The organism is Bacillus sp. PK6-026 (assembly GCF_054161455.1).
The window spans coordinates 115338-140848 of record NZ_CP096418.1 but is presented as its reverse complement, the minus strand read 5'-3'; the positions used below and the strand labels follow the sequence as shown (position 1 = coordinate 140848).

At 44.4% G+C, this 25511-nt stretch carries 33 protein-coding genes and 1 other annotated feature; all 33 genes read right to left on the bottom strand.

What is annotated here, in order from left to right; genetic code table 11:
• Nucleotides 1-2: 2 nt before the first annotated feature.
• The 33 genes from rplF to sigH all read right to left on the bottom strand — a co-directional run bounded on the left by rplF (nucleotide 3) and on the right by sigH (nucleotide 25472).
• Entirely contained in the window at nucleotides 3-539 is a 537-nt protein-coding gene (gene rplF, locus M1D59_RS00760) for a 50S ribosomal protein L6 (protein WP_003178356.1), read from the bottom strand.
• Between the two features lie 29 nt (nucleotides 540-568).
• Complete coding sequence (rpsH, locus tag M1D59_RS00755; protein WP_003178355.1) at nucleotides 569-967, bottom strand: 30S ribosomal protein S8; 399 nt, start codon at nucleotides 965-967, stop codon at nucleotides 569-571.
• Nucleotides 968-998: 31 nt separating this feature from the next.
• Nucleotides 999-1184 carry a 30S ribosomal protein S14 gene (gene rpsN, locus M1D59_RS00750; RefSeq protein ID WP_003178353.1) on the bottom strand — a complete coding sequence of 62 codons (186 nt, stop codon included), beginning with the start codon at nucleotides 1182-1184 and terminating at the stop codon, nucleotides 999-1001.
• A 22-nt stretch (nucleotides 1185-1206) separates the two neighbouring features.
• Complete coding sequence (gene rplE, locus M1D59_RS00745) at nucleotides 1207-1746, bottom strand: 50S ribosomal protein L5 (protein ID WP_020449865.1); 540 nt, start codon at nucleotides 1744-1746, stop codon at nucleotides 1207-1209.
• Between the two features lie 25 nt (nucleotides 1747-1771).
• Nucleotides 1772-2083 carry a 50S ribosomal protein L24 gene (gene rplX, locus M1D59_RS00740; protein WP_003178350.1) on the bottom strand — a complete coding sequence of 104 codons (312 nt, stop codon included), beginning with the start codon at nucleotides 2081-2083 and terminating at the stop codon, nucleotides 1772-1774.
• A 35-nt stretch (nucleotides 2084-2118) separates the two neighbouring features.
• The gene (gene rplN, locus M1D59_RS00735) at nucleotides 2119-2487 is read right to left on the bottom strand and encodes a 50S ribosomal protein L14 (protein WP_020449864.1); all 369 of its coding nucleotides are present in this window, start codon (nucleotides 2485-2487) and stop codon (nucleotides 2119-2121) included.
• Nucleotides 2488-2527: 40 nt separating this feature from the next.
• A complete protein-coding gene (gene rpsQ, locus M1D59_RS00730; protein WP_003178345.1) occupies nucleotides 2528-2791 on the bottom strand; it encodes a 30S ribosomal protein S17 in 264 nt (87 codons plus the stop codon).
• 24 nt (nucleotides 2792-2815) lie between these two features.
• Nucleotides 2816-3016: a 50S ribosomal protein L29 gene (gene rpmC / locus M1D59_RS00725; protein ID WP_003178343.1), complete on the bottom strand. Its 201-nt coding sequence runs from the start codon at nucleotides 3014-3016 to the stop codon at nucleotides 2816-2818.
• Entirely contained in the window at nucleotides 3006-3440 is a 435-nt protein-coding gene (gene rplP / locus M1D59_RS00720) for a 50S ribosomal protein L16 (protein ID WP_020449863.1), read from the bottom strand. The genes rpmC and rplP overlap by 11 nt, the downstream gene beginning before the upstream one ends.
• A 1-nt stretch (nucleotide 3441) precedes the next feature.
• Nucleotides 3442-4098, bottom strand: a complete 657-nt coding sequence (gene rpsC, locus M1D59_RS00715; RefSeq protein WP_023855912.1) for a 30S ribosomal protein S3 — start codon at nucleotides 4096-4098, stop codon at nucleotides 3442-3444.
• 3 nt (nucleotides 4099-4101) lie between these two features.
• The gene (gene rplV / locus M1D59_RS00710) at nucleotides 4102-4446 is read right to left on the bottom strand and encodes a 50S ribosomal protein L22 (protein ID WP_020449862.1); all 345 of its coding nucleotides are present in this window, start codon (nucleotides 4444-4446) and stop codon (nucleotides 4102-4104) included.
• Nucleotides 4447-4463: 17 nt separating this feature from the next.
• Complete coding sequence (gene rpsS, locus M1D59_RS00705) at nucleotides 4464-4742, bottom strand: 30S ribosomal protein S19 (RefSeq protein WP_003178334.1); 279 nt, start codon at nucleotides 4740-4742, stop codon at nucleotides 4464-4466.
• Nucleotides 4743-4799: 57 nt separating this feature from the next.
• Entirely contained in the window at nucleotides 4800-5633 is an 834-nt protein-coding gene (gene rplB, locus M1D59_RS00700; protein ID WP_020449861.1) for a 50S ribosomal protein L2, read from the bottom strand.
• A gap of 31 nt (nucleotides 5634-5664) precedes the next feature.
• On the bottom strand, nucleotides 5665-5952 hold the full coding sequence (gene rplW / locus M1D59_RS00695) for a 50S ribosomal protein L23 (RefSeq protein ID WP_020449860.1): 288 nt from the start codon (nucleotides 5950-5952) through the stop codon (nucleotides 5665-5667).
• A complete protein-coding gene (gene rplD / locus M1D59_RS00690) occupies nucleotides 5952-6575 on the bottom strand; it encodes a 50S ribosomal protein L4 (RefSeq protein WP_020449859.1) in 624 nt (207 codons plus the stop codon). Before rplD ends, rplW begins: the two co-directional genes overlap by 1 nt.
• A gap of 27 nt (nucleotides 6576-6602) precedes the next feature.
• The gene (gene rplC / locus M1D59_RS00685) at nucleotides 6603-7232 is read right to left on the bottom strand and encodes a 50S ribosomal protein L3 (RefSeq protein ID WP_020449858.1); all 630 of its coding nucleotides are present in this window, start codon (nucleotides 7230-7232) and stop codon (nucleotides 6603-6605) included.
• Nucleotides 7233-7270: 38 nt separating this feature from the next.
• Complete coding sequence (gene rpsJ, locus M1D59_RS00680; RefSeq protein WP_003156464.1) at nucleotides 7271-7579, bottom strand: 30S ribosomal protein S10; 309 nt, start codon at nucleotides 7577-7579, stop codon at nucleotides 7271-7273.
• A gap of 290 nt (nucleotides 7580-7869) precedes the next feature.
• Entirely contained in the window at nucleotides 7870-9060 is a 1191-nt protein-coding gene (gene tuf, locus M1D59_RS00675) for an elongation factor Tu (protein WP_023855913.1), read from the bottom strand.
• Between the two features lie 119 nt (nucleotides 9061-9179).
• The gene (fusA, locus tag M1D59_RS00670; RefSeq protein WP_023855914.1) at nucleotides 9180-11258 is read right to left on the bottom strand and encodes an elongation factor G; all 2079 of its coding nucleotides are present in this window, start codon (nucleotides 11256-11258) and stop codon (nucleotides 9180-9182) included.
• A gap of 49 nt (nucleotides 11259-11307) precedes the next feature.
• Nucleotides 11308-11778, bottom strand: coding sequence for a 30S ribosomal protein S7 (rpsG, locus tag M1D59_RS00665; RefSeq protein ID WP_003178317.1), 471 nt, complete (start codon nucleotides 11776-11778; stop codon nucleotides 11308-11310).
• Nucleotides 11779-11943: 165 nt separating this feature from the next.
• Nucleotides 11944-12360, bottom strand: coding sequence for a 30S ribosomal protein S12 (gene rpsL, locus M1D59_RS00660; protein WP_020449855.1), 417 nt, complete (start codon nucleotides 12358-12360; stop codon nucleotides 11944-11946).
• Nucleotides 12361-12464: 104 nt separating this feature from the next.
• Complete coding sequence (locus tag M1D59_RS00655; RefSeq protein WP_023855916.1) at nucleotides 12465-12713, bottom strand: 50S ribosomal protein L7ae-like protein; 249 nt, start codon at nucleotides 12711-12713, stop codon at nucleotides 12465-12467.
• 120 nt (nucleotides 12714-12833) lie between these two features.
• On the bottom strand, nucleotides 12834-16433 hold the full coding sequence (rpoC, locus tag M1D59_RS00650; RefSeq protein ID WP_020449853.1) for a DNA-directed RNA polymerase subunit beta': 3600 nt from the start codon (nucleotides 16431-16433) through the stop codon (nucleotides 12834-12836).
• 59 nt (nucleotides 16434-16492) lie between these two features.
• Entirely contained in the window at nucleotides 16493-20074 is a 3582-nt protein-coding gene (gene rpoB / locus M1D59_RS00645; RefSeq protein ID WP_020449852.1) for a DNA-directed RNA polymerase subunit beta, read from the bottom strand.
• 250 nt (nucleotides 20075-20324) lie between these two features.
• Nucleotides 20325-20930: a class I SAM-dependent methyltransferase gene (locus M1D59_RS00640; RefSeq protein ID WP_145624005.1), complete on the bottom strand. Its 606-nt coding sequence runs from the start codon at nucleotides 20928-20930 to the stop codon at nucleotides 20325-20327.
• 139 nt (nucleotides 20931-21069) lie between these two features.
• Nucleotides 21070-21441: a 50S ribosomal protein L7/L12 gene (rplL, locus tag M1D59_RS00635; RefSeq protein ID WP_003178305.1), complete on the bottom strand. Its 372-nt coding sequence runs from the start codon at nucleotides 21439-21441 to the stop codon at nucleotides 21070-21072.
• 44 nt (nucleotides 21442-21485) lie between these two features.
• Nucleotides 21486-21986, bottom strand: a complete 501-nt coding sequence (gene rplJ / locus M1D59_RS00630) for a 50S ribosomal protein L10 (RefSeq protein ID WP_003178304.1) — start codon at nucleotides 21984-21986, stop codon at nucleotides 21486-21488.
• A gap of 69 nt (nucleotides 21987-22055) precedes the next feature.
• Nucleotides 22056-22197 (bottom strand) — a sequence feature (ribosomal protein L10 leader region).
• 50 nt (nucleotides 22198-22247) lie between these two features.
• A complete protein-coding gene (gene rplA, locus M1D59_RS00625; RefSeq protein ID WP_020449850.1) occupies nucleotides 22248-22946 on the bottom strand; it encodes a 50S ribosomal protein L1 in 699 nt (232 codons plus the stop codon).
• A gap of 101 nt (nucleotides 22947-23047) precedes the next feature.
• Entirely contained in the window at nucleotides 23048-23473 is a 426-nt protein-coding gene (gene rplK / locus M1D59_RS00620; RefSeq protein WP_003178300.1) for a 50S ribosomal protein L11, read from the bottom strand.
• Between the two features lie 169 nt (nucleotides 23474-23642).
• Nucleotides 23643-24176, bottom strand: coding sequence for a transcription termination/antitermination protein NusG (nusG, locus tag M1D59_RS00615; RefSeq protein ID WP_003178298.1), 534 nt, complete (start codon nucleotides 24174-24176; stop codon nucleotides 23643-23645).
• A gap of 176 nt (nucleotides 24177-24352) precedes the next feature.
• The gene (gene secE, locus M1D59_RS00610; RefSeq protein WP_003178291.1) at nucleotides 24353-24532 is read right to left on the bottom strand and encodes a preprotein translocase subunit SecE; all 180 of its coding nucleotides are present in this window, start codon (nucleotides 24530-24532) and stop codon (nucleotides 24353-24355) included.
• A gap of 35 nt (nucleotides 24533-24567) precedes the next feature.
• Nucleotides 24568-24717: a 50S ribosomal protein L33 gene (gene rpmG / locus M1D59_RS00605; protein WP_020449849.1), complete on the bottom strand. Its 150-nt coding sequence runs from the start codon at nucleotides 24715-24717 to the stop codon at nucleotides 24568-24570.
• An 83-nt stretch (nucleotides 24718-24800) separates the two neighbouring features.
• Nucleotides 24801-25472: an RNA polymerase sporulation sigma factor SigH gene (gene sigH, locus M1D59_RS00600; RefSeq protein ID WP_003178288.1), complete on the bottom strand. Its 672-nt coding sequence runs from the start codon at nucleotides 25470-25472 to the stop codon at nucleotides 24801-24803.
• Nucleotides 25473-25511 lie beyond the last annotated feature (39 nt).

Below are 25511 nucleotides of genomic sequence, written 5' to 3'. Positions count from 1 at the left end.
TTTTACTTAGCAGATTTACCTTCTTTACGACGAACCATTTCTCCTTCATAGCGGATCCCTTTGCCTTTGTAAGGTTCTGGAGAACGTACAGCGCGAATGTTTGCAGCAGTAGCTCCAACACGCTCTTTATCTGTACCTTTTACAACCACTTTTGTTTGAGATGGAACTTCGATTTCAATTCCGTTTTCAGGAACGATTTCTACAGGGTGAGAGTATCCAACGTTCAAAACAAGTTTGTTTCCGGATTTAGAAGCACGGTAACCGACACCGACTAATTCCAAACCTCTTTCAAAACCTTTAGATACACCTTCAACCATGTTTCCGATGATGCTGCGAGTTGTGCCATGCAGCGCACGGTGTTCTTTATTATCTGAAGGACGCTCTACAGTAAGTACATTGTCCTCAATTTTAATCTTCATATCAGGATGAAACGTACGAGTTAATTCTCCTTTTGGTCCTTTCACGGTTACAGTGTTGTCGTTCAGAGTAACTGTAACGCCTGAAGGAATCTCAAGTAGCTTCTTACCTACACGAGACATACCAAACACCTCCATTCATGTTAAACTTCTTACCAAACGTATGCTAATACTTCTCCGCCAGCCTGTTTAGCGCGGGCTTCTTTATCTGTTAACACACCTTGTGATGTAGAAAGAATTGCGATTCCAAGTCCGTTCAGTACGCGAGGCACTTCGTTTGACTTAGCGTAAACGCGCAGACCTGGTTTGCTGATTCTCTTAAGGCCAGTGATGACACGCTCGTTGTTTTGTCCGTATTTCAAGAAAACACGGATGATACCTTGCTTGTTATCTTCAATGAATTCTACGTCACGGATGAAACCTTCTCTTTTCAAGATTTCAGCGATTTCTCTTTTCAACTTCGAAGCAGGAATTTCGAGCTTCTCATGACGTACCATGTTTGCATTACGAATTCGAGTCAGCATATCTGCAATCGGATCTGTCATAACCATTATTTAATAACCTCCTTCCCATAAACGGGGATTACCAGCTGGCTTTTTTAACGCCAGGAATTTGTCCTTTATATGCAAGTTCACGGAAACAAATACGGCAAAGTTTAAATTTACGAATAACAGAGTGCGGACGGCCGCAGCGTTCGCAGCGAGTGTACTCTTGTACTTTAAACTTCGGTGTGCGTTTTTGTTTCGCAATCATTGACTTTTTAGCCACGATTTCGCCTCCCTTTCATTGATTATTTCTGGAATGGCATACCTAATTGAGTTAACAGTTCACGAGCTTCTTCATCAGTGTTGGCAGTCGTTACGATAACGATGTCCATACCGCGAACTTTAGTTACCTTATCATAGTCAATTTCAGGGAAGATCAGCTGTTCTTTGATTCCTAGTGTGTAGTTTCCGCGACCGTCAAAAGATTTTTTTGAAATTCCGCGGAAGTCACGAACACGTGGTAAAGAAACAGAAATTAGTTTATCAAGGAAATCGTACATGCGCTCTCCGCGAAGAGTTACTTTCGCACCGATTGGCATTCCTTCACGAAGACGGAATCCAGCAATAGATTTCTTCGCACGAGTAACGACAGGTTTCTGACCAGCGATAAACGTTAGTTCTTCAACAGCGCTATCGATAGCTTTAGCGTTTTGAACAGCGTCACCAACACCCATGTTGATTACGATTTTTTCAATTTTAGGCACTTGCATCACAGATTTGTATTCGAACTTTTTCATTAATGCAGGTGTAATGTCTTTATTGTACTTTTCTTTAAGGCGGTTCATGAGATAGACCTCCCTTCCTTTATTACTAGTTATCTAGAACTTGCCCAGATTTTTTTGCAATACGAACTTTTTTGCCATTTTCCACTTTGTATCCTACGCGAGTCACTTCACCTGTTTTAGGATCGAGCGGCATTACGTTTGACACATGAATTGGCGCCTCTTGATTTAAAATTCCGCCTTGAGGGTTAGCTTGAGTCGGCTTTGAGTGCTTCTTCACCATGTTGACACCCTCAACGATTACGCGGTCTTTTTTAGGGAAAGCTGCAAGGATCACACCTTGTTTCCCTTTGTCTTTACCAGAGATAACCATTACTTTATCGCCTTTTTTAACATGCATCCTGATCGCACCTCCTTAGTCCGGCATTGATATCATTAAAGTACTTCTGGAGCTAGAGAAACAATTTTCATGAAGTTGTTATCACGAAGTTCACGTGCTACAGGTCCGAAGATACGAGTTCCGCGCGGGCTTTTGTCGTCACGGATGATAACACATGCATTCTCATCGAATTTGATGTAAGATCCGTCATTTCTGCGCGCGCCGCTCTTAGAACGTACGATTACAGCTCTTACGACCTCACCTTTTTTGACAACGCCTCCTGGTGTTGCTTGTTTAACCGTGCAAACAATGACATCACCAATGTTAGCTGTTTTGCGTCCAGAACCACCAAGCACCTTGATTGTTAATACTTCACGGGCACCAGAGTTATCAGCTACTTTTAAACGAGTCTCTTGTTGAATCATTATTTGTTACCTCCCTTCGGAAAAAGGTTTCCGAACTTTATTAGATAATAACAGCTTCTTCGACAACTTCAACTAGACGAAAACGTTTAGTCGCAGATAATGGACGAGTTTCCATGATCTTTACGATGTCTCCGATTTTAGCTTGGTTATTTTCATCATGTGCTTTGAATTTTTTAGAGTACTTTACGCGTTTACCGTAGAGTGAATGTTTTTTGTAAGTTTCTACAACAACAGTAATGGTTTTATCCATTTTGTCAGAAACAACACGTCCTTGGTAGACTTTGCGCTGATTGCGTTCGCTCATGTTTTAGAGAACCTCCCTCCGGAATTATTTGTTGGCAGCAATTTCTCTTTCCCGAATCACAGTTTTCATGCGCGCGATTGACTTGCGCACTTCACGAATGCGAGCAGTGTTTTCAAGTTGTCCTGTCGCTAATTGAAAGCGAAGATTGAAAAGTTCTTCTTTAAGAGACTTTACTTTTTGTTCAATTTCAGCAGTGGTAAGGTCACGAATTTCATTAGCTTTCATTTGATTCACCACCAATTTCTTCACGTTTTACGAACTTCGTTTTAATTGGCAATTTGTGAGATGCAAGACGAAGAGCTTCACGAGCGACTTCCTCAGACACACCAGAAATTTCAAATAAAACTTTGCCCGGTTTTACAACAGCTACCCATCCTTCAGGAGCACCTTTACCGGAACCCATCCGAACCTCTAGAGGCTTAGCTGTATAAGGCTTAGAAGGGAAAATTTTGATCCAAACTTTACCGCCACGTTTCATGTAACGAGTCATTGCGATACGCGCAGCTTCGATTTGACGGTTTGTAATCCAAGAAGCTTCTTGAGCCTGGATGCCGTATTCACCGAAATGCACTTCAGAGCCGCCTTTTGCACGGCCGCGCATTTTTCCGCGATGCTCTCTGCGATATTTAACGCGTTTTGGCATTAACATATTATTTTCCTCCTTCCTCAGTTTTCTTCTTAGTAGGAAGAACCTCTCCACGATAGATCCAGACTTTTACACCAAGCTTGCCGTAAGTTGTGTCAGCTTCAGATGTAGCATAGTCGATGTCTGCACGAAGTGTGTGCAATGGAACAGTTCCTTCACTGTAGTATTCAGAACGAGCGATGTCAGCGCCGCCAAGACGACCGGAAACCATTGTTTTAACTCCTTGTGCACCAGCGCGCATTGTGCGTTGGATTTGTTGCTTTTGCGCACGACGGAAAGAGATACGGTTTTCCAATTGACGAGCAATGTTATCAGCAACTAGCTGAGCATCAAGATCAGCTCTTTTGATTTCAAGAATGTTAATGTGTACACGCTTGCCAGTAAGGCTGTTAAGGGCTTTGCGAAGCGCTTCGACTTCAGAACCGCCTTTACCGATAACCATACCAGGCTTAGCTGTGTGGATCGTAATATTTACACGGTTTGCCGCACGCTCGATTTCCACTTTAGAAACAGAAGCGTCAGACAGGCGTTGATTAATAAATTCACGGATTTTCAGATCTTCGTGAAGGAAGTCAGCGTAATCTTTGCCAGCGTACCACTTAGATTCCCAATCACGTATAACACCAATACGAAGACCGACTGGATTTACCTTTTGACCCACGAGTTATCCCTCCTTCTTTTCTGATACAACGATAGTAATGTGGCTCGTACGTTTGTTGATTTGGCTTGCACGTCCCATAGCGCGCGGACGGAATCTTTTCAACGTAGGGCCTTCGTTCACGTAAGCTTGAGTAACAACCAGGTTGTTTGCATCCATTTCGTAGTTGTGCTCAGCGTTAGCGATAGCAGATTTTAAAACTTTTTCAATAATCGGGGAAGCAGCTTTTGGCGTAAGGTTTAAGATCGATACTGCTTCACCTACTTGCTTGCCTCGAATCAGGTCCATTACTAGACGTGCCTTACGAGGAGCAATACGGACTGTTCTTGCGACAGCTTTAGCTTGTTGCATTTAAAAGCCTCCTCTCATTAGCGTCTTGTTTTTTTGTCATCACTAGCATGACCTTTGTAAGTGCGTGTCGGTGCGAATTCACCCAACTTGTGACCTACCATATCTTCAGAGATGTAAACAGGCACATGTTTGCGTCCATCATAGACTGCGATTGTGTGACCGATAAATTGCGGGAAAATAGTAGAACGGCGAGACCAAGTTTTCACAACTTGTTTCTTATCCGCTTCATTTAATTTCTCGATTTTTGTCATTAGATGATCATCGACAAATGGTCCTTTTTTTAAGCTGCGAGCCATTTTGGAACCTCCCTTCGTGATTGCACTACGGTCCGATATGAACCGTAGACAACCCCGTTATTTATTTTTACGACGACGTACGATGAATTTATCTGATTTGTTCTTTTTCTTACGAGTTTTGAATCCAAGAGTTGGTTTACCCCATGGAGACATAGGTGATTTACGTCCGATCGGAGCGCGTCCTTCACCACCACCGTGCGGGTGATCGTTAGGGTTCATAACAGAACCGCGAACTGTAGGACGGATGCCTTTCCAGCGTGAACGTCCTGCTTTACCGATATTGATCAGTTCGTGTTGTTCGTTACCTACTTGACCGATAGAAGCACGGCAAGCAGAAAGAATCATGCGAACTTCACCGGAGTTCAGACGTACAAGAACGTATTTTCCTTCTTTACCAAGAACTTGAGCAGATGTACCAGCTGAACGTACAAGCTGTCCGCCTTTTCCAGGTTTCAATTCAATGTTGTGCACGACTGTACCAACAGGGATGTTGATCAGTGGAAGTGCGTTACCTACTTTAATGTCAGCTTCTGGTCCTGACATGATTTCAGTTCCTACTTGAAGGCCCTTAGGAGCCAGGATGTAGCGTTTTTCTCCGTCTACATAGTTAATTAGAGCAATGTTAGCTGAACGGTTTGGATCGTACTCAACTGTAGCAACGCGTCCAGGTATACCATCTTTATCGCGTTTGAAGTCGATAATACGGTATTGGCGTTTATGTCCGCCGCCTTGATGACGTACAGTTAATTTACCTTGGTTGTTGCGTCCGCCTTTTTTGTGAAGCGGGGCAAGCAAGGATTTTTCCGGCTGATCTGTCGTGATTTCCGCGAAATCAGAGGTAGTCATGCCGCGACGTCCGTTAGAGGTCGGTTTGTACTTTTTAATCGCCATTTTGAATTTCCCTCCTTCTTTTTACAAGTGATTAAGCTTCAAAAATTTCGATTTCTTTGCTGTCTTCAGTAAGCTTAACAATCGCTTTTCTGCGTTTGTTTGTCATACCAGAGTAGCGGCCGACACGTTTGAATTTCCCTTTGTAGTTCATGATGTTGACTTTTTCAACTTTCACTCCAAAGATTTGCTCAACAGCGTCTTTCACTTCTGTTTTGTTAGCTCTTACGTCTACTTCAAACGTATATTTTTTCTCAGTCATTAAATCAGCAGAACGTTCAGTAATGACGGGGCGCTTTAGAACATCACGAGGATCTTTCATTATGCAAGCACCTCCTCTACTTTTTCAACCGCTGCTTTCGTGATCACAAGCTTCTCATGACCGACAACATCGAGGACGTTGATTCCGTTAGCTTCAACAACAGTAACTCCTGGAAGGTTACGAGCAGATAGTTCAACTGTCTCGTTTGCATCCGCAGTTACGATTAAAGCTTTCTTCTCGATAGACAGACCTTTAAGGATAGCTGCCATTTCTTTTGTTTTAACCGCATCAAGATTAAGATCTTCAAGAACGATCAAGTTGTTGTCATTCACTTTAGAAGACAATGCTGATTTGATAGCCAAGCGGCGAACTTTTTTCGGTAATTTATATGCATAGCTGCGTGGTGTAGGACCGAATACGATACCACCTCCGCGCCATTGCGGTGAACGGATAGATCCCTGACGAGCACGGCCGGTACCTTTTTGACGCCAAGGTTTGCGACCTCCGCCACGTACTTCCGAACGATTTTTTACTTTATGAGTTCCTTGACGTAAGGAAGCTCTTTGCATAAGAATAGCGTCGAATACTACGCTCTCATTTGGCTCGATTCCAAATACAGAGTCGTTTAATTCGATATCACCAGCAGTAGAACCGTTTTGGTTATATAAAGCTACTTTTGGCATGATCAATTTCCTCCTTTCCTAAGAGAATTATTTAGATTTAACAGCGCTTTTAACAGCGACTAATGATTTTTTCGCACCAGGAACGTTACCTTTAACTAAAAGAAGGTTGCGCTCTGCATCCACTTTTACGATTTCAAGGTTTTGAACAGTGATTTGCTCTCCGCCCATACGTCCAGGCAACAGCTTTCCTTTGAATACACGGTTAGGGTCTACCGGTCCCATTGAACCAGGACGGCGATGGTAGCGTGAACCGTGAGACATAGGTCCGCGAGATTGTCCGTGGCGTTTGATAGCGCCTTGGAAACCTTTACCTTTCGATGTTCCTGTTACATCTACGACTTCTCCGTTAGAGAAAATATCAACTTTGACTTCCTGACCAACTTCATACGCATCCATATCCACTCCGCGTAATTCTTTAACGAAGCGCTTAGGAGCAGTTTCCGCTTTTGCAACGTGTCCTTTTTCTGGTTTATTGGCAAGCTTCTCACGCTTGTCGTCAAAACCGATCTGAATCGCTTCATAGCCGTCGTTTTCAGAAGTTTTCTTCTGAAGTACAACGTTAGGAGCAGCTTCGATAACAGTTACCGGAATAAGATCACCGTTTTCTGCGAAAACTTGCGTCATACCAATTTTTCTTCCTAAGATTCCTTTGGTCATTCGTCACACCTCCTATAAAAATCATTCTATATTTTAGATTAAAGTTTAATTTCGATATCGACACCAGATGGTAAATCTAATCGCATTAGAGCATCGACAGTTTGTGGTGTTGGGTTCACAATGTCGATCAAACGTTTATGTGTACGCATTTCGAATTGCTCACGAGAATCTTTGTATTTGTGCACCGCACGAAGGATTGTGTAAACTGATTTCTCAGTTGGCAACGGAATCGGACCAGAAACGCTGGCTCCGGAACGTTTAGCCGTTTCAACAATCTTCTCAGCAGATTGATCAAGGATTCTATGATCATACGCTTTTAAACGAATACGAATTTTTTGTTTTGCCATTATTTTCCCTCCTTTTCGCCTACTTACATTAGACAATTCTCCGTGAGAAAAACCTGAATCACCTTGCCATGGCAAAGCGGCCGGGTGTGTCAGCAACCTCTCACTTCATCGCAGTCAAAGACCAACATGCACTATTATACAAAATTTATAGGCATGATGCAAGGTAATATTGAATATTACCGGCTTTTGCACACTTTTTTTATTATACAGATTCCAGCAAGGATAATCAAGGACTTCAGGACAAATAAAAAACGAGACCCGGTCGGATCTCGTTTTTTATTTTATAAGTATTATTCAGTGATAGAAGATACTACGCCAGAACCAACTGTACGTCCGCCTTCACGGATAGAGAAGCGAGTTCCGTCTTCGATCGCGATTGTTGAAATCAATTCAACAGTCATTTCGATGTTGTCTCCAGGCATAACCATTTCTACGCCTTCTGGAAGCTGAATGATACCCGTTACGTCAGTTGTACGGAAGTAGAACTGAGGACGGTAGTTAGAGAAGAATGGAGTGTGACGTCCACCCTCTTCTTTAGAAAGAACGTAAACTTCAGCTTTGAACTTTTTATGTGGAGTGATTGTACCTGGTTTAGCAAGTACTTGACCACGTTGGATATCTTCACGAGATACACCGCGAAGAAGTGCACCGATGTTGTCTCCAGCTTCTGCATAGTCAAGAAGCTTACGGAACATTTCAACACCTGTAACAGTTGTTTTGCTGTTTTCTTCTTGAAGACCGATGATTTCAACTTCGTCACCGACTTTAACTTGTCCGCGCTCTACGCGTCCAGTAGCAACTGTTCCACGACCTGTGATTGAGAATACGTCCTCAACAGGCATCATGAATGGCTTTTCAGTATCGCGCTCTGGAGTTGGGATGTATTCGTCAACTGCATCCATCAGTTCGAAGATTTTAGCTTCGTATTCAGCATCACCTTCAAGAGCTTTAAGTGCAGAACCTTTGATAACTGGTACATCGTCACCAGGGAACTCATACTCAGAAAGAAGATCGCGAACTTCCATTTCAACTAGCTCAAGAAGCTCTTCGTCGTCTACCATGTCGCATTTGTTCAAGAATACTACGATGTAAGGCACACCTACGTTACGAGAAAGAAGGATGTGCTCACGAGTTTGTGGCATTGGACCGTCAGCAGCAGATACAACAAGGATCGCTCCGTCCATTTGCGCAGCACCAGTGATCATGTTTTTAACATAGTCAGCGTGTCCTGGGCAGTCAACGTGTGCATAGTGACGAGTTTCTGTTTCGTACTCAACGTGTGCAGTAGAGATTGTGATACCGCGCTCACGCTCTTCTGGAGCACCGTCGATTTGGTCGTATGCCATAGCAGTACCTTTACCAGATTTCTTATGAAGCACAGTTGTGATAGCAGCTGTTAATGTAGTTTTACCATGGTCAACGTGTCCAATTGTACCAATGTTGGCATGTGATTTGGAACGGTCGAATTTTTCTTTAGCCATTCTGAAAATCCTCCTTAAAAAGGTTAGTTTTTGTTATATAGAGTGATAGAAAGTGAAAGCGATGTTTCACTTTCTCATCTTACAATAGTATTTATACTTTAATGAAGAGGCAAAATCAATTATTCACCTTGATTTTTTTTGATGATCTCATCAGCAATGCTCTTAGGCACTTCTTCGTAATGGTCAAAGACCATTGTGAACGTACCGCGTCCTTGTGTGTTTGAACGGAGAGCCGTAGCGTAACCGAACATTTCAGAAAGTGGAACCATCGCGCGAACGACTTGAGCGTTTCCGCGTCCTTCCATACCTTCTACACGACCGCGGCGTGATGTAATATCACCCATGATGTCTCCCATGTATTCTTCTGGGATAACGACTTCAACTTTGGAGATCGGCTCAAGAATAACCGGGTTACACTTGCTTGCCGCGTTTTTAAGCGCCATTGAAGCAGCAATTTTAAACGCCATTTCGTTTGAGTCGACGTCATGGTAAGAACCGTCAAACAATTTCGCTTTGATGTCGATAACAGGGTAACCTGCGACTACACCGTTTTGAAGTGAATCTTCAAGTCCTGCTTGAACAGCCGGAATGTATTCACGAGGAACGACACCACCGACGATTGCGTTTTCGAACTCAAAGCCTTTTCCTTCTTCGTTTGGAGAGAATTCGATCCAAACGTGTCCGAACTGTCCGCGTCCACCAGACTGACGTACGAATTTACCTTCAACTTGCGCGCTCGCACGGAATGTTTCACGATACGCAACTTGAGGAGCACCAACGTTGGCTTCAACTTTAAATTCGCGTTTCATACGGTCAACGATGATATCAAGGTGAAGCTCACCCATACCGCCGATAATCGTTTGACCTGTTTCAGGGTCAGTATGCGCACGGAATGTTGGATCCTCTTCAGCCAATTTAGCCAGTGCAGTAGACATTTTGTCTTGGTCAGCCTTAGATTTAGGCTCGATTGCAACGTGGATAACAGGCTCAGGGAATTCCATAGATTCAAGAATAACAAGGTTTTTCTCGTCGCAAAGCGTGTCCCCTGTAGTCGTGTCTTTCAAACCTACAGCAGCAGCGATATCCCCTGCGTACACAGTAGAGATTTCTTCACGGCTGTTGGCGTGCATTTGCAGGATACGTCCGACGCGCTCACGTTTGCCTTTTGTTGAGTTTCTTACGTATGAACCGGAATCAAGTGTTCCTGAGTACACACGGAAGAACGTCAATTTACCAACGTAAGGGTCAGTCATAACTTTAAATGCAAGCGCTGAGAAAGGTGCGTCGTCAGAAGACTCACGAGTAACCTCTTCCTCAGAATCAGGCAGAGTACCTTTGATTGCCGGTACGTCAGTTGGAGCTGGCAGGTAGTCAAGAACTGCGTCAAGCACTAATTGAACACCTTTGTTTTTGAAAGCTGATCCACAAAGAACCGGATAGAACTCCACGTTACAAGTTCCTTTGCGGATTGCCGCTTTCAGCTCGTCAACTGTGATTTCTTCGCCTTCCAAGTACTTCATCATAAGCTCTTCATCAAGCTCAGCAACAGCTTCAATCAAGCTGGCGCGAAGCTCTTCAGCTTTGTCTTTGTACTCGGCAGGGATTTCACGCGCATCAGAGCGTGTTCCAAGATCATCTTCATAGTAGTACGCAACGTTTTCTACAAGGTCGATGATCCCTTCGAAATTGTCTTCGGCGCCAATCGGTAATTGGATCGCGTGAGCATTCGCCTCAAGACGGTCTTTAAGAGTTCCTACAGAGTAAAGGAAGTCCGCACCCGTTTTGTCCATCTTGTTGACAAATACGATACGAGGTACTCCGTAAGTTGTTGCCTGACGCCAAACTGTTTCAGTTTGCGGCTCAACGCCTGATTGTGCGTCAAGAACGGCAACGGCACCATCAAGTACGCGCAGGGAACGTTCAACCTCAACTGTGAAGTCTACGTGTCCTGGTGTGTCGATGATGTTTACGCGGTAACCTTTCCACTGTGCAGTTGTTGCAGCGGATGTGATTGTGATACCGCGTTCTTGTTCCTGCTCCATCCAGTCCATTTGGGAAGCCCCTTCATGAGTTTCACCAATTTTATGGATACGGCCTGTGTAGAACAAGATACGTTCAGTTGTTGTCGTTTTACCGGCATCGATGTGAGCCATGATTCCGATATTACGAGTTTTTTCTAAGGAGAACTCTCTTGCCATTGGGTCTTTTCTCCTTCCTTCTTAGGGAATAATATTTTGTCGTGTGAGATTACCAGCGATAGTGAGCGAACGCTTTGTTTGCTTCAGCCATCTTATGAGTATCTTCACGTTTCTTAACAGCTGCACCAGTGTTGTTAGCTGCATCAAGGATTTCGTTAGCTAAACGCTCTTCCATCGTTTTTTCTCCGCGAAGACGAGCGTAGTTTACTAACCAGCGAAGTCCAAGAGTCGTACGGCGTTCAGGACGAACCTCTACAGGTACTTGGTAGTTTGCACCACCTACGCGGCGTGCTTTAACTTCAAGCACTGGCATGATGTTCTTCAATGCTTGTTCGAAAACCTCCATTGCATCGTTGCCGGTACGTTCTTTAATAATATCGAATGACTTGTATAGGATTGTTTGAGCTTTACCTTTTTTACCGTCGATCATCATTTTGTTGATCAAACGAGTAACCAGTTTAGAGTTGTAAAGCGGATCAGGTAAAACATCTCTTTTTGCTACAGGACCTTTACGTGGCATCTGATTATCCTCCCTTCTCTTGTTACGGGTTTACAGTAAGCAGAGGGATTTCACGGTTCAGCTGCCGGGATCAAACCAGCGCTAGGCGCGAAAAGCCTGATGCCCTTAACAGCATTGCCAGAACTCCTTGCTTTTAAAAACCCTTTTATTTGTATTTAAACGGAATTATTTTTTCTTAGGACGTTTTGTACCGTATTTAGAACGGCCTTGTGCACGGTTTTCAACTCCGGCAGTATCAAGCGCGCCACGCACGATGTGGTAGCGTACCCCCGGTAAGTCTTTTACACGTCCACCGCGGATCAATACGACACTGTGCTCTTGCAGGTTGTGTCCGATACCAGGAATGTAGGCCGTAACCTCGATTCCGTTAGTTAAACGAACACGGGCATATTTACGAAGCGCCGAGTTCGGCTTCTTCGGTGTCATTGTACCGACACGAGTACATACTCCGCGTTTTTGTGGTGAAGATACGTTAGTGTGCTCTTTCTTGAAGCTGTTGTATCCTTTGTTAAGTGCTGGAGACTTAGAATTTTCAACTTTGCTTACGCGTCCTTTGCGGACTAGCTGATTAATTGTAGGCATTTTGTAATTCCTCCCTTCATCATGTTTTATAACCCACATACCCAGGTGGTTCATTTAAAAGCAAAAAACAATGCCTTTGCATAAAAGCAAAAACAACGAGTACGTTATTGAATAATGGCAACAGCTGCAGCTCCGACTTCAATTCCGCAGGCTTTGCCGAGCTTTTTCATGGACTCTGCCATTGAGACGGGAATCCCTTGTTCATTTGCCAGGTTAATAACATCTGACGTCAGAAAAGGATCAGCGTCTTTTGCTACGACGACTTCCTTAACAGAATTGCGCTTCAGCGCTTTGACTGTCTGCTTCGTACCGATAATAATAGATTGAGCCTGTGATACTTTATCATAAGACATCATATATCCTCCAAAGTAACAGGTTTAAATTGAGCACCTTGGTTATATTATCATCCTGAAAGAAGGATGTCAACACATGATGACAATTTTTAGTGACATCCTTCTTTAGGATTTTTTTATTTATTCAGCCGGAACCATTTCATCAGATGATTGGACTTGCAATACCGGCTTCACTTTACGGTAGTTCAGCATACCCGTTCCAGCAGGAACAAGCTTACCGATGATAACATTCTCTTTCAGGCCGAGAAGCTCATCGCGTTTTCCTTTGATTGCTGCATCTGTCAGGACACGTGTTGTTTCCTGGAATGACGCGGCAGATAGAAAGGAATCCGTTTCAAGCGATGCTTTGGTGATACCGAGAAGCACCGGACGGCCTGTTGCAGGGCGTTTGCCTCCGAGCAGAACTTTTTTGTTCGCTTCGGTAAACTGGTGAATATCGAGCAGCGTGCCTGGCAGCACTTCCGTGTCGCCGGCATCGATGACACGCACTTTGCGAAGCATCTGGCGAACCATAACCTCGACGTGCTTATCCCCGATTTCAACCCCTTGCATACGATAAACCTTCTGCACTTCATGAAGGAGGTATTCTTGCACCGTCGTGATGTCAGTAACTTTCAGAAGCTCTTTCGGATCAACCGAACCTTCTGTCAGCACCTGGCCACGGGAAATTTTCTCTCCTTCAGTGACTTTCAGGCGCGCGTTGTAAGGCGCCGTATATGAACGGCTTTCGACTTCGCCCTGAACGACGATTTCCTGCTGTTTGTCACGCACTTCATTGATTTCAGCTACGACACCGTCAATTTCAGAGATCGTCGCTTGACCTTTAGGGTTTCGCGCTTCAAACAATTCCTGGATACGCGGCAAACCTTGTGTAATATCGTCTCCGGCAACCCCGCCCGTATGGAAGGTACGCATTGTTAACTGTGTACCCGGCTCACCAATGGACTGGGCAGCGATGATTCCGACTGCTTCCCCGACTTCGACGTCGGTTCCTGTTGCCAGGTTGCGGCCGTAGCATCGTTTACATACACCATGTGACGTATTACATGTAAATGCGGAGCGGATCCACACTTCTTCAATGCCTGCTTCGACAATTTCGAGCGCTTTATCTTCGTCGATCAGCTCGTTTTCATCCACAAGCACTTCACCTGTTTCCGGATGTTTAACAGGTTTTCTCGCGAATCGGCCGACAAGACGCTCTTCAAGACGCTCGATCACTTCTGTGCCTTCCGTGATGGCTTTGGCAAGAATACCTCGGTCTGTGCCGCAGTCAGTCTCACGAATGATGACGTCTTGGGCTACGTCTACGAGACGGCGTGTCAGGTAACCTGAGTCGGCTGTCTTCAGAGCCGTATCCGCAAGACCTTTACGCGCACCGTGAGTAGAGATAAAGTACTCGAGTACCGTTAAACCTTCGCGGAAGCTTGACTTGATCGGAAGTTCGATGATCCGTCCAGCCGGGTTGGCCATCAGACCGCGCATACCCGCAAGCTGCGTAAAGTTTGATGCGTTACCCCGGGCTCCGGAATCACTCATCATGTAGATCGGGTTGATTTCATCCAGGGATTTCATCAGCTTGCCTTGGATCGTATCTTTAGCTGCACTCCAGATGGAAATGACCCGTTCATAACGCTCTTCTTCAGTAATCAGACCACGTCTGAACTGCTTCATGACGTTATCAACTTTTCCTTGCGCTTCTTCAAGGATTTCCTGTTTGTCGTCCAATACGACGATATCGGAAACACCGACCGTAATTCCGGCTTTTGTCGAATATTTAAATCCAAGGTTTTTCATGCGGTCAAGCATTTTTGATGTTTCTGTAATATGGAATCTTTTGAAGATCTCCGCAATGATTTTACCCAAAATGCCTTTTTTGAACGGCTGGTTGATTTCCTGGTTCTTAATGGCTTCTTTAACATCTGCACCGTAATCCAAGAAGAAACGGTCAGGTGTTTTTTCTTCAATGTTGCTCTTCGTCGGTTCGTTCATGTATGGGAACGACGGCGGAAGAATCTCGTTGAAGATCAGTTTTCCGACAGTTGTAACGAGCAGCTTGGAACGCTGTTCTTCGGTAAATGTTTCATTTTTCAGGGAGTTAACCGCAACGGCTACTCTCGTATGCAAATGAACATATCCGTTTTGATACGCAAGAAGCGCTTCATCCGTATCTTTGAAAACCATACCTTCGCCGACTGCGCCTGGGCGTTCTAGCGTCAGATAGTAGTTTCCAAGCACCATATCCTGAGACGGCGTAACAACCGGTTTTCCGTCTTTAGGGTTCAGGATGTTTTGTGCGGCAAGCATCAAGATGCGCGCCTCAGCTTGCGCTTCTGCTGATAAAGGAACGTGAACCGCCATTTGGTCACCGTCAAAGTCAGCGTTGTATGCCGTACATACAAGCGGATGAAGACGGATGGCACGGCCTTCGACAAGCGTTGGTTCAAACGCTTGAATACCTAATCTGTGAAGCGTAGGTGCACGGTTGAGAAGCACAGGGTGTTCTTTGATAACTGATTCAAGGACATCCCAGACTTCCGGCTGAACGCGCTCAATTTTACGCTTCGCACTCTTAATGTTGTGGGCAAGACCTTTTTCAACAAGCTCTTTCATGACGAATGGCTTGAACAGTTCCAGCGCCATTTCTTTCGGAAGACCGCATTGATACATTTTCAGGTTCGGACCTACGACGATAACCGAACGGCCTGAGTAGTCAACACGTTTACCGAGAAGGTTTTGACGGAAACGGCCTTGTTTACCTTTCAGCATGTGAGAAAGGGATTTTAACGGTCTGTTTCCCGGACCTGTAACAGGACGGCCTCTGCGTCCGTTATCGATCAGCGCGTCCACGGCTTCTTGAAGCATGCGCTTTTCGTTTTGAACGATAATGCTTGGCGCTCCAAGATCCAAAAGACGTTTTAAACGATTGTTACGGTTGATGACACGGCGGTACAAATCGTTCAGATCGGAAGTTGCAAAACGTCCACCGTCAAGCTGTACCATCGGTCTCAGCTCAGGCGGAATGACCGGAAGAACGTCGAGGATCATCCAGGACGGCTTATTTCCGGAGTTGCGGAATGCTTCCAATACTTCCAAGCGTTTGATCGCACGTGTGCGGCGCTGTCCTTGTGACGTTTTAAGCTCTTCTTTCAGCATATCCACTTCTTTATCGAGGTCGATATCTTGAAGGAGCTTATGAATCGCTTCAGCACCCATTGATGCCTGGAATTTATTTCCGTATTTATCAAGGTACGCCCGGTACTCTTTTTCAGAAAGAAGCTGTTTTTTCTCAAGCGGTGTATTGGCCGGATCTGTTACGACATAAGAAGCAAAGTAAATGACTTCTTCCAATGCGCGCGGAGACATATCCAGCACAAGACCCATACGGCTCGGGATTCCTTTAAAATACCAGATGTGAGAAACAGGGGCTGCCAGCTCGATATGCCCCATTCTCTCACGACGGACTTTAGCCCGGGTTACTTCAACTCCACAACGGTCGCAGACTACGCCTTTATAACGAACCCGCTTGTACTTTCCGCAGTGGCATTCCCAGTCCTTTTGAGGACCGAAAATGCGCTCGCAGAATAGACCATCTTTTTCAGGTTTCAAAGTACGATAGTTGATTGTTTCAGGCTTTTTCACTTCTCCGTAAGACCATGAACGGATTTTGTCAGGTGAAGCGAGACCGATGTTCATATACTCAAAATTGTTCACATCCAGCAAGGGGCCTACCTCCCTTTTTATCTTCGGGTTATACCCTGTCACTTGCGTATAAAATTCGTTTATTCTTTTGTGACGACATCGCGCTCTGCGTCAGCAGAAACGAATTCTTCAGACTCTTCATCATTCGGCAGAGAAAGCCCTTCGTTTTGTTTCGCGTCTTCGTCGTCTTCCAAGTCTCTCATTTCGATTTCTTCTTCGTCGCTTGATAGGATTTTGACGTCCATACCTAAGCTTTGAAGCTCTTTGATCAATACTTTGAACGATTCCGGAACACCAGGTTCTGGAACATTGTCGCCTTTTACGATGGCTTCGTATGTTTTCACACGGCCTACGACATCATCCGATTTAACAGTCAGGATTTCTTGAAGTGTATATGCTGCACCGTAAGCTTCAAGCGCCCAAACTTCCATCTCTCCAAAACGCTGTCCACCGAACTGCGCTTTACCTCCGAGAGGCTGCTGGGTAACGAGTGAGTAAGGACCTGTAGAACGCGCGTGCAATTTGTCGTCAACCATGTGAGCCAATTTGATCATGTACATGATGCCGACAGACACCCGGTTGTCAAACGGCTCCCCAGTTCGGCCGTCGTAAAGGACTGTCTTTGCGTCCCTTGACATGCCGGCTTCTTCAAGCGTTTCCCACACATCTTCTTCGCGGGCACCGTCAAATACCGGCGACGCGACATGCAGACCGAGACGGCGTGCAGCCATACCAAGGTGCAGCTCCAACACCTGCCCGATGTTCATACGCGATGGTACGCCCAGCGGGTTTAACATGATGTCAATCGGTGTTCCGTCAGGCAGATACGGCATATCTTCCTCCGGAAGGATTTTCGAAATAACACCTTTGTTCCCGTGGCGTCCGGCCATTTTGTCCCCTTCAGAAATTTTACGCTTCTGAACGATGTAAACGCGGACGAGCTGGTTAACGCCCGGAGGCAGTTCGTCTCCGTCTTCGCGGTTGAACACTTTTACATCAAGGATGATACCGCCGCCTCCGTGAGGCACACGCAGCGACGTATCGCGGACTTCACGCGCTTTTTCGCCGAAGATGGCGTGAAGCAGGCGCTCTTCTGCAGTAAGCTCTGTAACACCTTTAGGCGTTACTTTACCAACAAGAAGATCTCCGTCTTTTACTTCAGCACCGACACGGATAATTCCGCGTTCATCGAGATTGCGAAGAGCGTCTTCACCGACGTTTGGAATATCACGTGTAATTTCTTCAGGTCCGAGTTTTGTATCCCGGGCCTCTGATTCGTATTCCTCAATATGAATAGACGTGTATACGTCGTCTTTTACAAGGCGTTCGCTCATGATGATGGCATCCTCGTAGTTGTAGCCATCCCATGTCATAAAGCCGACCATGACGTTGCGTCCAAGGGCAAGCTCACCTTTTTCCATAGACGGACCGTCAGCTAAAATTTCACCTTTTACAACCTCATCACCGACGCTTACGATCGGACGCTGGTTGTAGCAAGTTCCCTGGTTGGAACGAACAAACTTCAGCAGGCTGTATTTATCAAGGTTTCCTTTGACTTTCTGGCCGTCGACTTCTTCATAGCGGCGCACCCAGATGTTTTTCGCTTCCACCCGTTCAACGATTCCAGGATGGCGGCAAATAACAGCGGCACCGGAGTCTTTTGCAGATACATACTCCATTCCGGTTCCGACGATCGGAGATTCAGGCTGCATAAGAGGTACAGCCTGCCGTTGCATGTTCGCTCCCATTAGGGCGCGGTTTGAGTCATCGTTTTCCAAGAATGGAATACATGCAGTCGCGGCAGAGACAACCTGTTTAGGCGAAACGTCCATATAGTCGACGCGGTCTTTCGGAACAACGGTGTTCTCCCCTCTGAAACGGGCAACGATGCTGTCATCCACAAAAGATCCGTCATCATTCAGACGTGCGTTAGCCTGGGCAACGACATAGTTGTCTTCTTCATCAGCTGTCAAGTAATCGATTCTCGGCGTTACTTTTCCAGTCTCAGGGTCAACGCGGCGATACGGCGTTTCGATGAAGCCGAAACGGTTCACTTTCGCGAATGAAGAAAGGGAGTTGATCAAACCGATGTTTGGACCCTCAGGAGTTTCAATCGGACACATCCGGCCGTAGTGGGAATAGTGAACGTCACGGACTTCCATTCCGGCGCGCTCACGGGTCAAACCGCCCGGTCCGAGCGCTGACAGACGGCGCTTATGCGTCAGCTCAGCAAGCGGATTCGTCTGATCCATAAACTGAGAAAGCTGCGAGCTTCCGAAAAACTCTTTGATTGATGCGATGACAGGGCGAATATTGATCAGCTGCTGTGGCGTGATCGTGTTTGTATCTTGAATAGACATTCTTTCACGAACAACACGCTCCATTCTGCTTAAACCGATACGAAATTGGTTTTGCAGAAGCTCTCCCACTGAACGGAGACGGCGGTTTCCTAAATGGTCGATATCGTCGGTATCGCCCACTCCGTGAAGCAGGTTAAAGAAATAGCTGATGGAAGAGATAATATCAGAAGGTGTAATATTTTTAACGCCTTCTTCAATATAAGCATTTCCAATCACATTGATTGTCTGCTCCCCTTCTTGATCTGTCGGGGCATAGATTTTAATAGACTGAAGCGTCACTTCATCTTCGACAACTCCGCCGTTCGGATACAGCTTTTTAAAACCGATTCCGTTTTCAAGGTACGGAAGGACTTTGTCAAGCGTTCTTCTGTCTAAAATCGCGCCTTTTTCGGCAAGAATTTCGCCTGTTTCAGGATCGATCAGCGTTTCAGCAAGCCGCTGATTAAACAGTCTGTTTTTGATGTGAAGCTTTTTATTAATTTTATAACGTCCTACACTTGCAAGGTCATATCTTTTCGGATCAAAGAACCTTGAATCAAGCAGGCTTTTTGCATTTTCTACTGTAGGCGGCTCTCCTGGACGAAGACGCTCGTAGATTTCAAGAAGCGCTTTATCGGTGTTTTCCGTATTATCTTTATCAAGCGTATTGCGCAAATACTCGTTTTCACCGATGAGATCAATGATCTCTTGGTCAGATCCGAAGCCAAGAGCACGCAAAAGAACCGTAACCGGCAACTTACGTGTGCGATCGATGCGTACATAAACAACATCTTTCGCATCAGTCTCGTATTCTAACCATGCGCCACGGTTTGGAATGACAGTCGCGGTAAAACCTTTCTTACCGTTTTTGTCTACTTTACCACTAAAATATACACTTGGAGAACGAACGAGCTGAGATACAATGACCCGTTCCGCACCGTTGATAATAAAGGTTCCAGTGTCTGTCATAATAGGGAAATCACCCATGAAGACATCCTGATCCTTTACTTCACCGGTCTCTTTGTTGATTAAGCGGACTTTAACACGCAGCGGAGCTGAGTAGGTCACGTCGCGCTCTTTTGATTCTTCTACCGGATACTTAGGCTCGCCCAAGCTGTAGTCGATAAATTCCAGAGAGAGGTTACCAGTGAAATCCTCAATTGGCGATATGTCTTGAAACATCTCTCTAAGACCCTCATCAAGAAACCACTGATAAGAAGAGGTTTGAATTTCAATGAGATTTGGTAATTCTAACACTTCGCTAATGCGTGCATAGCTTCTGCGCTGGCGGTGTCGTCCATACTGAACTAGTTGACCTGTCAACTGATTCACCCCTCAAATCATGCGTAATATATGTGTAACAAGCATTTCTTCCGCAAATATGTAAGAAATACTTTTACAAGACAAAAGAAAAAAGGGTTTCTAATTTAGAAAACCACATCCAAAAACAAAATACCGATTTTATTAGTGTTCCCAAAAATGTATATTTTATACAAACCTAGGCGTTTCTTAAAAACAGCAGCAAAATATATACATTGGCATTTTATAATATTAACATAGCTGAAAATCCGAGTCAAACTTTTTTTGCTTTGATGATATAGTACCCTTTCTTTTTGTGAACGACTTCAACGTCCGCAAAAAGTTCTTTTAATTTTTCAATGGCAGAAGGCCCGCCTTGTTTTTTCTGAATGACGACCCACAGCTCTCCTGAAGGCCGCAAATGTTCAGCGCTTTTTTCAAAGATGGCGTGCACAGTTTTTTTCCCGGCGCGTATGGGGGGATTAGTAATAATAGAAGCGAATTTTTTTGCAGGTTCGACGTTGGCAAACAGATCACTCTGATAGATCTTTGTGTTGTCGATCTGATTATTTAACGCGTTTTCCTTCGAAAGTTCGACAGCTCTTTCATTAACATCGATCATGTGAACCATTCGATCTTCGAAATCCGCAGCAAGCGAAAGACCAATCGGGCCATAGCCGCAGCCTACATCCAAAAAATCACCTTCTGTATCCGGTTCCCGGAAAGCTTCAATCAGCAGCCTTGAGCCAAAGTCCACTTCTCTTTTTGAAAAAACTCCGCTGTCGCTGATAAAAGTAAACGTCCGGTTTCTCAAGCGAAATACCCACGTTGATCTGCTGCTTTTTGCTGAAGGTTTTTCCGAATAATAATGGTCAGTCATCACAGAACCTCCTCAGTTGGTGAACTCTCCAGATATCTTGAAACAAGATGGCGTATCTTATGCGGAAGGGACTACAATTAATTAGCAAAGAAAAAGCCCGCTTTTAAAAGCGAGCTTTCCCCTAAAGATTAGGTGAAGATTACTTAACTTCTACAGAAGCGCCAACTTCTTCAAGTTTAGCTTTAAGCTCTTCAGCTTCTTCTTTCGCAATACCTTCTTTAAGAGGTTTTGGAGTGTTGTCAACAAGTTCTTTAGCTTCTTTCAAGCCAAGACCAGTGATTTCACGAACAACTTTAATAACTTTGATTTTTTGATCTCCTGCACCAGCAAGAACAAGATCAAATTCAGTTTTTTCTTCAGCAGCACCGCCTGCAGCAGCTCCGCCAGCTACAGCTACAGGAGCAGCAGCAGTTACGCCAAATTCTTCTTCGATTGCTTTTACTAAGTCGTTCAATTCAAGTACAGTTGCTTCTTTAACGGAAGCAATGATTTCTTCGATATTTAAAGCCATTTGTAATTCCTCCATTTTGTTTTATTTTTTAGATACTGATGCTATTAAGCGCCTTGTTCTTCCTTTTGTTCTGCAACAGCTTTAGTTGCAAGAGCAAGGTTGCGAACTGGAGCTTGAAGTACGCTAAGCAACATAGAAAGCAAGCCTTCGCGAGATGGAAGTTCAGCAAGAGCTTTCACTTCTTCAACTGTAGATACTTTGCCTTCGATTACGCCCGCTTTGATTTCAAGAGCTTCGTGCTTTTTAGCAAACTCGTTAAGAACTTTAGCTGGAGCGACAACATCTTCAGTGCTGAATGCAATCGCATTCGGTCCTGTTAAGAAATCGTTCAAACCATCAAGTTCAGCTTGTTCAACCGCACGGCGAGTCATCGTGTTTTTGTACACTTTGAACTCAACGTTAGCTTCGCGAAGCTGTTTACGAAGTTCTGTTACTTCAGCTACGTTAAGGCCGCGATAGTCAACGATGATCGTTGATTTACTTTCTTTCAGTTTAGAAGTAATTTCTTCAACAACAACTTTTTTTGTTTCAATTGCGCTGCTCATGGTTACACCTCCTGTAAGATTCATCTGTGTAACACTTATACCGTTCGGTGATCACGTTCTTTAACGACATGTTCCATATAAAAAGCCTCCATTCGACATGGAGGCTGTATATACAAGCATACGTAACGCTAGAGCTGTGATATATATACACCTCGGTAGGAGATTAAGCCTTATCGGCACCTACTGTCTACGGTATAAATGGACATATTTTATTTTTACAACGTTTTGAATTATATCAGAACGTCTTATCAAAAGTCAATATTATTTTACGTTGAAAGTTGAAGGGTCCACTTTGATTCCAGGTCCCATTGTAGATGTAACAGAAACGTTTTTCACGTATACACCTTTAGCAGCAGCAGGTTTCGCTTTCAAAATTGTGTCGTACATTGTCGCGAAGTTTTCTACAAGCTTGCCTTCTTCGAATGACACTTTTCCGATTGGAACGTGGATGTTTCCTGCTTTATCAACGCGGTATTCAACTTTACCAGCTTTGATTTCGTTGACTGCTTTTTCAACTTCGAAAGTAACCGTTCCTGTTTTAGGGTTTGGCATAAGACCTTTTGGTCCAAGCACGCGTCCGATTTTACCGACTTCACCCATCATATCAGGAGTCGCAACGATTACATCAAAATCAAACCAGCCTTGCTGAATTTTGTTGATGTAATCAGAATCGCCTACGTAGTCTGCACCAGCAGCTTCCGCTTCTTTCGCTTTTTCGCCCTTAGCGAAAACAAGAACGCGCTGAGTTTTGCCTGTTCCGTTTGGAAGTACAACTGCACCGCGGATTTGCTGGTCGTTTTTACGAGGGTCAACACCTAAACGGAATGCCGCTTCAACAGTGGCATCGAATTTAGCTGTGTTTGTTTTTTTCACAAGCTCAATCGCTTCGTTTACGTCGTAAGCTTTTGTACGCTCTACAAGCTTGGCAGCTTCGACGTATTTTTTACCTTTTTTAGCCATTTTAAAATTTCCTCCTTAGTGGTTTTAGCGGAATAACCTCCCACGAATAAGGGTTGCGAACTTGTCTGATCCAAACTCGCAACCCAGCAAAGAGACAAAAATTAGTCTTCGATCACAATACCCATACTGCGGGCAGTTCCTTCAACCATACGCATAGCCGCTTCAACATCTGCCGCATTTAAGTCAGGCATTTTTGTTTCGGCGATTTCACGTACTTTATCGCGTTTAACGGTTGCGACTTTATTACGGTTAGGCTCACCAGAACCTGACTCAATTCCAGCCGCTTTTTTAAGCAATACAGCAGCAGGCGGAGTTTTTGTGATAAATGTAAATGAACGGTCTTCGTAAACCGAAATTTCTACAGGAATGATCAGACCAGCTTGGTCAGATGTACGAGCGTTAAACTCCTTACAGAATCCCATGATGTTAACACCGGCTTGACCCAATGCAGGACCAACTGGCGGAGCTGGATTCGCTTTTCCAGCAGGAATTTGCAATTTTACAACTTTAACTACTTTTTTAGCCACGAGACACACCTCCTTAAGTCCGTGATGTGGTAATAGGGTGAACCCTCCCACTCAAGGTCTCATTCTTTATATGAATGATGAAAATATCAAGCTAGCTGCCTTGACCTTTTTGCCAAGACGCACCTTTGTATATTATCACTTTTATATAGTGATTTCAAGCGCTTTTCCATTACAATTTGTCAACTTGAGTAAATTCGAGCTCAACCGGGGTCTCTCTTCCGAACATATTAACGAATACTTTGACTTTATTTTTGTCGTGGTCGATCTCTTCGATCGTCCCTGTGAAATCAGCAAACGGGCCGTCGATCACCTTGACGGTTTCTTTTAATTCAAAGTCGATTTCTGTTTTTCTTTCTTCAAGCCCCATCCGCTTCAGAATTTTTTCCGCTTCGCCCGGAAGCAGCGCAGTCGGCTTTGAACCTGATCCGGCTGAACCGACAAACCCGGTCACGCCAGGCGTATTTCGAACAACATACCAGGAATCATCCGTCATGACTAGTTCGACAAGTACATACCCAGGGAATACTTTCTTTTTAACGACTTTTTTCTTGCCGTTTTTAATATCGGTTTCTTCCTCTTCAGGTACAACGACGCGGAATATCTTATCCTGCATCCCCATCGATTCCACCCGTTTTTCCAAATTCGCCTTTACTTTATTTTCATAGCCGGAATACGTATGAACCACATACCATTTCTTTTCCATTCTCATTCAGGACCCTTTCAGTCCTTCCCTCCCCACACCTTAAAAGTTTTTGGCCGTACCGGGAAACTGACACTTTCTTTTATACGAGCCTCATATTTTGAAACAATGAAAAAACCCGTTAAACGGGTTTTTTGGCAAGTCATATTTAGATCTATTATAACACGTTATGCTGATCATTATTCAACTATTAAACGAATTAATTGCGTAATACCCGAATCGATGAGTGCAAAAAAGATAGCGAAAAAGATAACGGTGGTGATAACAGTGATCGTATAGCGCGTTAGTTCTTTTCCTTTAGGCCAGGTGACCTTTTTCATTTCTTTTCCGACATTCTTTAAAAATTTGATAATACCCATGGTAAGAAACCTCCACAACCTAAAAACAAAAACGCCTATTTTGTTTCCAGATGTACTGTATGTGAATTGCAGTTATTGCAGTATTTCTTTACTTCGAGCCGTTCAGCCAAAGCTGCGGAGCTTTTCATTGTCGTATAATTACGACTTCCGCAATTTTTGCAGGCTAACGTTACTTTTTTCTTCATGTTTACACCTTTTTCTGGACGATCATTTTCCTAAGTAACATATCACAGTCATAAAATGACTGTCAATATGCCATAAGCATTGGCTACAAGCTGATTTCGCGGAGCTCCAGGTACTTTTCAAGCTTTCTTTTGACACGCTGGAGCGCATTATCGATCGATTTTACATGGCGGTTTAGTTCTTCGGATATTTCCTGATAGGATCTTCCGTCGAGATAGAGCGCAAGAACTTTTCTTTCTAAATCACTAAGCAATTCTCCCATTTTCAGCTCGATATCATCGAATTCTTCCTGATTGATGATCAGCTCTTCAGGATTCATGACCTTGGCTCCGGAAATCACATCGAGAAGCGTCCGGTCTGATTCCTCGTCATAAATGGGCTTGTCCAGCGACACATAAGAATTGAGCGGAATATGTTTCTGGCGAGTAGCTGTTTTGATAGCGGTAATAATTTGGCGGGTAATGCATAATTCTGCAAAAGCTTTGAATGAAGTCAGCTTGTCCTCTCTAAAATCACGGATAGATTTGTAGAGTCCAATCATGCCTTCCTGAACGATATCTTCCCGATCAGCCCCGATTAAGAAGTAGGATCTTGCTTTTGCCCTTACAAAATTACGGTACTTTGTAATCAAGTAATCTAACGCATCACTGTCTCCGACATGAACCATTTCAATGACCTGCTCGTCTTCCAACTGGCAAAAACGTTCTTTGCTGAACTGTTCTTTGCTGAATTTTCCCTGGTTGTTTTGTAAGTTCACTCCGATCCCCCCGACCGCACGTAGATAGAAATATTATAC

What these genes read in the sequence shown, in the direction of transcription:
- rpsJ (WP_003156464.1), bottom strand. Translation starts at nt 7,579, where the DNA reads ATGGCAAAACAAAAAATTCGTATTCGTTTAAAAGCGTATGATCATAGA.
- rpsQ (WP_003178345.1), bottom strand. Translation starts at nt 2,791, where the DNA reads ATGAGCGAACGCAATCAGCGCAAAGTCTACCAAGGACGTGTTGTTTCT.
- rpsG (WP_003178317.1), bottom strand. Translation starts at nt 11,778, where the DNA reads ATGCCACGTAAAGGTCCTGTAGCAAAAAGAGATGTTTTACCTGATCCG.
- tuf (WP_023855913.1), bottom strand. Translation starts at nt 9,060, where the DNA reads ATGGCTAAAGAAAAATTCGACCGTTCCAAATCACATGCCAACATTGGT.
- rplW (WP_020449860.1), bottom strand. Translation starts at nt 5,952, where the DNA reads ATGAAAGATCCTCGTGATGTTCTAAAGCGCCCCGTCATTACTGAACGT.
- rplA (WP_020449850.1), bottom strand. Translation starts at nt 22,946, where the DNA reads ATGGCTAAAAAAGGTAAAAAATACGTCGAAGCTGCCAAGCTTGTAGAG.
- nusG (WP_003178298.1), bottom strand. Translation starts at nt 24,176, where the DNA reads ATGGAAAAGAAATGGTATGTGGTTCATACGTATTCCGGCTATGAAAAT.
- rpsH (WP_003178355.1), bottom strand. Translation starts at nt 967, where the DNA reads ATGGTTATGACAGATCCGATTGCAGATATGCTGACTCGAATTCGTAAT.
- rplC (WP_020449858.1), bottom strand. Translation starts at nt 7,232, where the DNA reads ATGACCAAAGGAATCTTAGGAAGAAAAATTGGTATGACGCAAGTTTTC.
- fusA (WP_023855914.1), bottom strand. Translation starts at nt 11,258, where the DNA reads ATGGCAAGAGAGTTCTCCTTAGAAAAAACTCGTAATATCGGAATCATG.
- M1D59_RS00655 (WP_023855916.1), bottom strand. Translation starts at nt 12,713, where the DNA reads ATGTCTTATGATAAAGTATCACAGGCTCAATCTATTATTATCGGTACG.
- rplP (WP_020449863.1), bottom strand. Translation starts at nt 3,440, where the DNA reads ATGTTAATGCCAAAACGCGTTAAATATCGCAGAGAGCATCGCGGAAAA.
- rplE (WP_020449865.1), bottom strand. Translation starts at nt 1,746, where the DNA reads ATGAACCGCCTTAAAGAAAAGTACAATAAAGACATTACACCTGCATTA.
- rplJ (WP_003178304.1), bottom strand. Translation starts at nt 21,986, where the DNA reads ATGAGCAGCGCAATTGAAACAAAAAAAGTTGTTGTTGAAGAAATTACT.
- rplD (WP_020449859.1), bottom strand. Translation starts at nt 6,575, where the DNA reads ATGCCAAAAGTAGCTTTATATAACCAAAACGGTTCTACTGCTGGTGAT.
- rplF (WP_003178356.1), bottom strand. Translation starts at nt 539, where the DNA reads ATGTCTCGTGTAGGTAAGAAGCTACTTGAGATTCCTTCAGGCGTTACA.
- rplV (WP_020449862.1), bottom strand. Translation starts at nt 4,446, where the DNA reads ATGCAACAAGCTAAAGCTGTCGCAAGAACAGTCCGTATTGCTCCTCGT.
- rplN (WP_020449864.1), bottom strand. Translation starts at nt 2,487, where the DNA reads ATGATTCAACAAGAGACTCGTTTAAAAGTAGCTGATAACTCTGGTGCC.
- rpmC (WP_003178343.1), bottom strand. Translation starts at nt 3,016, where the DNA reads ATGAAAGCTAATGAAATTCGTGACCTTACCACTGCTGAAATTGAACAA.
- rpmG (WP_020449849.1), bottom strand. Translation starts at nt 24,717, where the DNA reads ATGAAGAAAAAAGTAACGTTAGCCTGCAAAAATTGCGGAAGTCGTAAT.
- rplB (WP_020449861.1), bottom strand. Translation starts at nt 5,633, where the DNA reads ATGGCGATTAAAAAGTACAAACCGACCTCTAACGGACGTCGCGGCATG.
- rplX (WP_003178350.1), bottom strand. Translation starts at nt 2,083, where the DNA reads ATGCATGTTAAAAAAGGCGATAAAGTAATGGTTATCTCTGGTAAAGAC.
- secE (WP_003178291.1), bottom strand. Translation starts at nt 24,532, where the DNA reads ATGGGTATTATCAAATTTTTAAAGAATGTCGGAAAAGAAATGAAAAAG.
- rplL (WP_003178305.1), bottom strand. Translation starts at nt 21,441, where the DNA reads ATGGCTTTAAATATCGAAGAAATCATTGCTTCCGTTAAAGAAGCAACT.
- M1D59_RS00640 (WP_145624005.1), bottom strand. Translation starts at nt 20,930, where the DNA reads ATGACTGACCATTATTATTCGGAAAAACCTTCAGCAAAAAGCAGCAGA.
- rpsS (WP_003178334.1), bottom strand. Translation starts at nt 4,742, where the DNA reads ATGGCTCGCAGCTTAAAAAAAGGACCATTTGTCGATGATCATCTAATG.
- rpsL (WP_020449855.1), bottom strand. Translation starts at nt 12,360, where the DNA reads ATGCCTACAATTAATCAGCTAGTCCGCAAAGGACGCGTAAGCAAAGTT.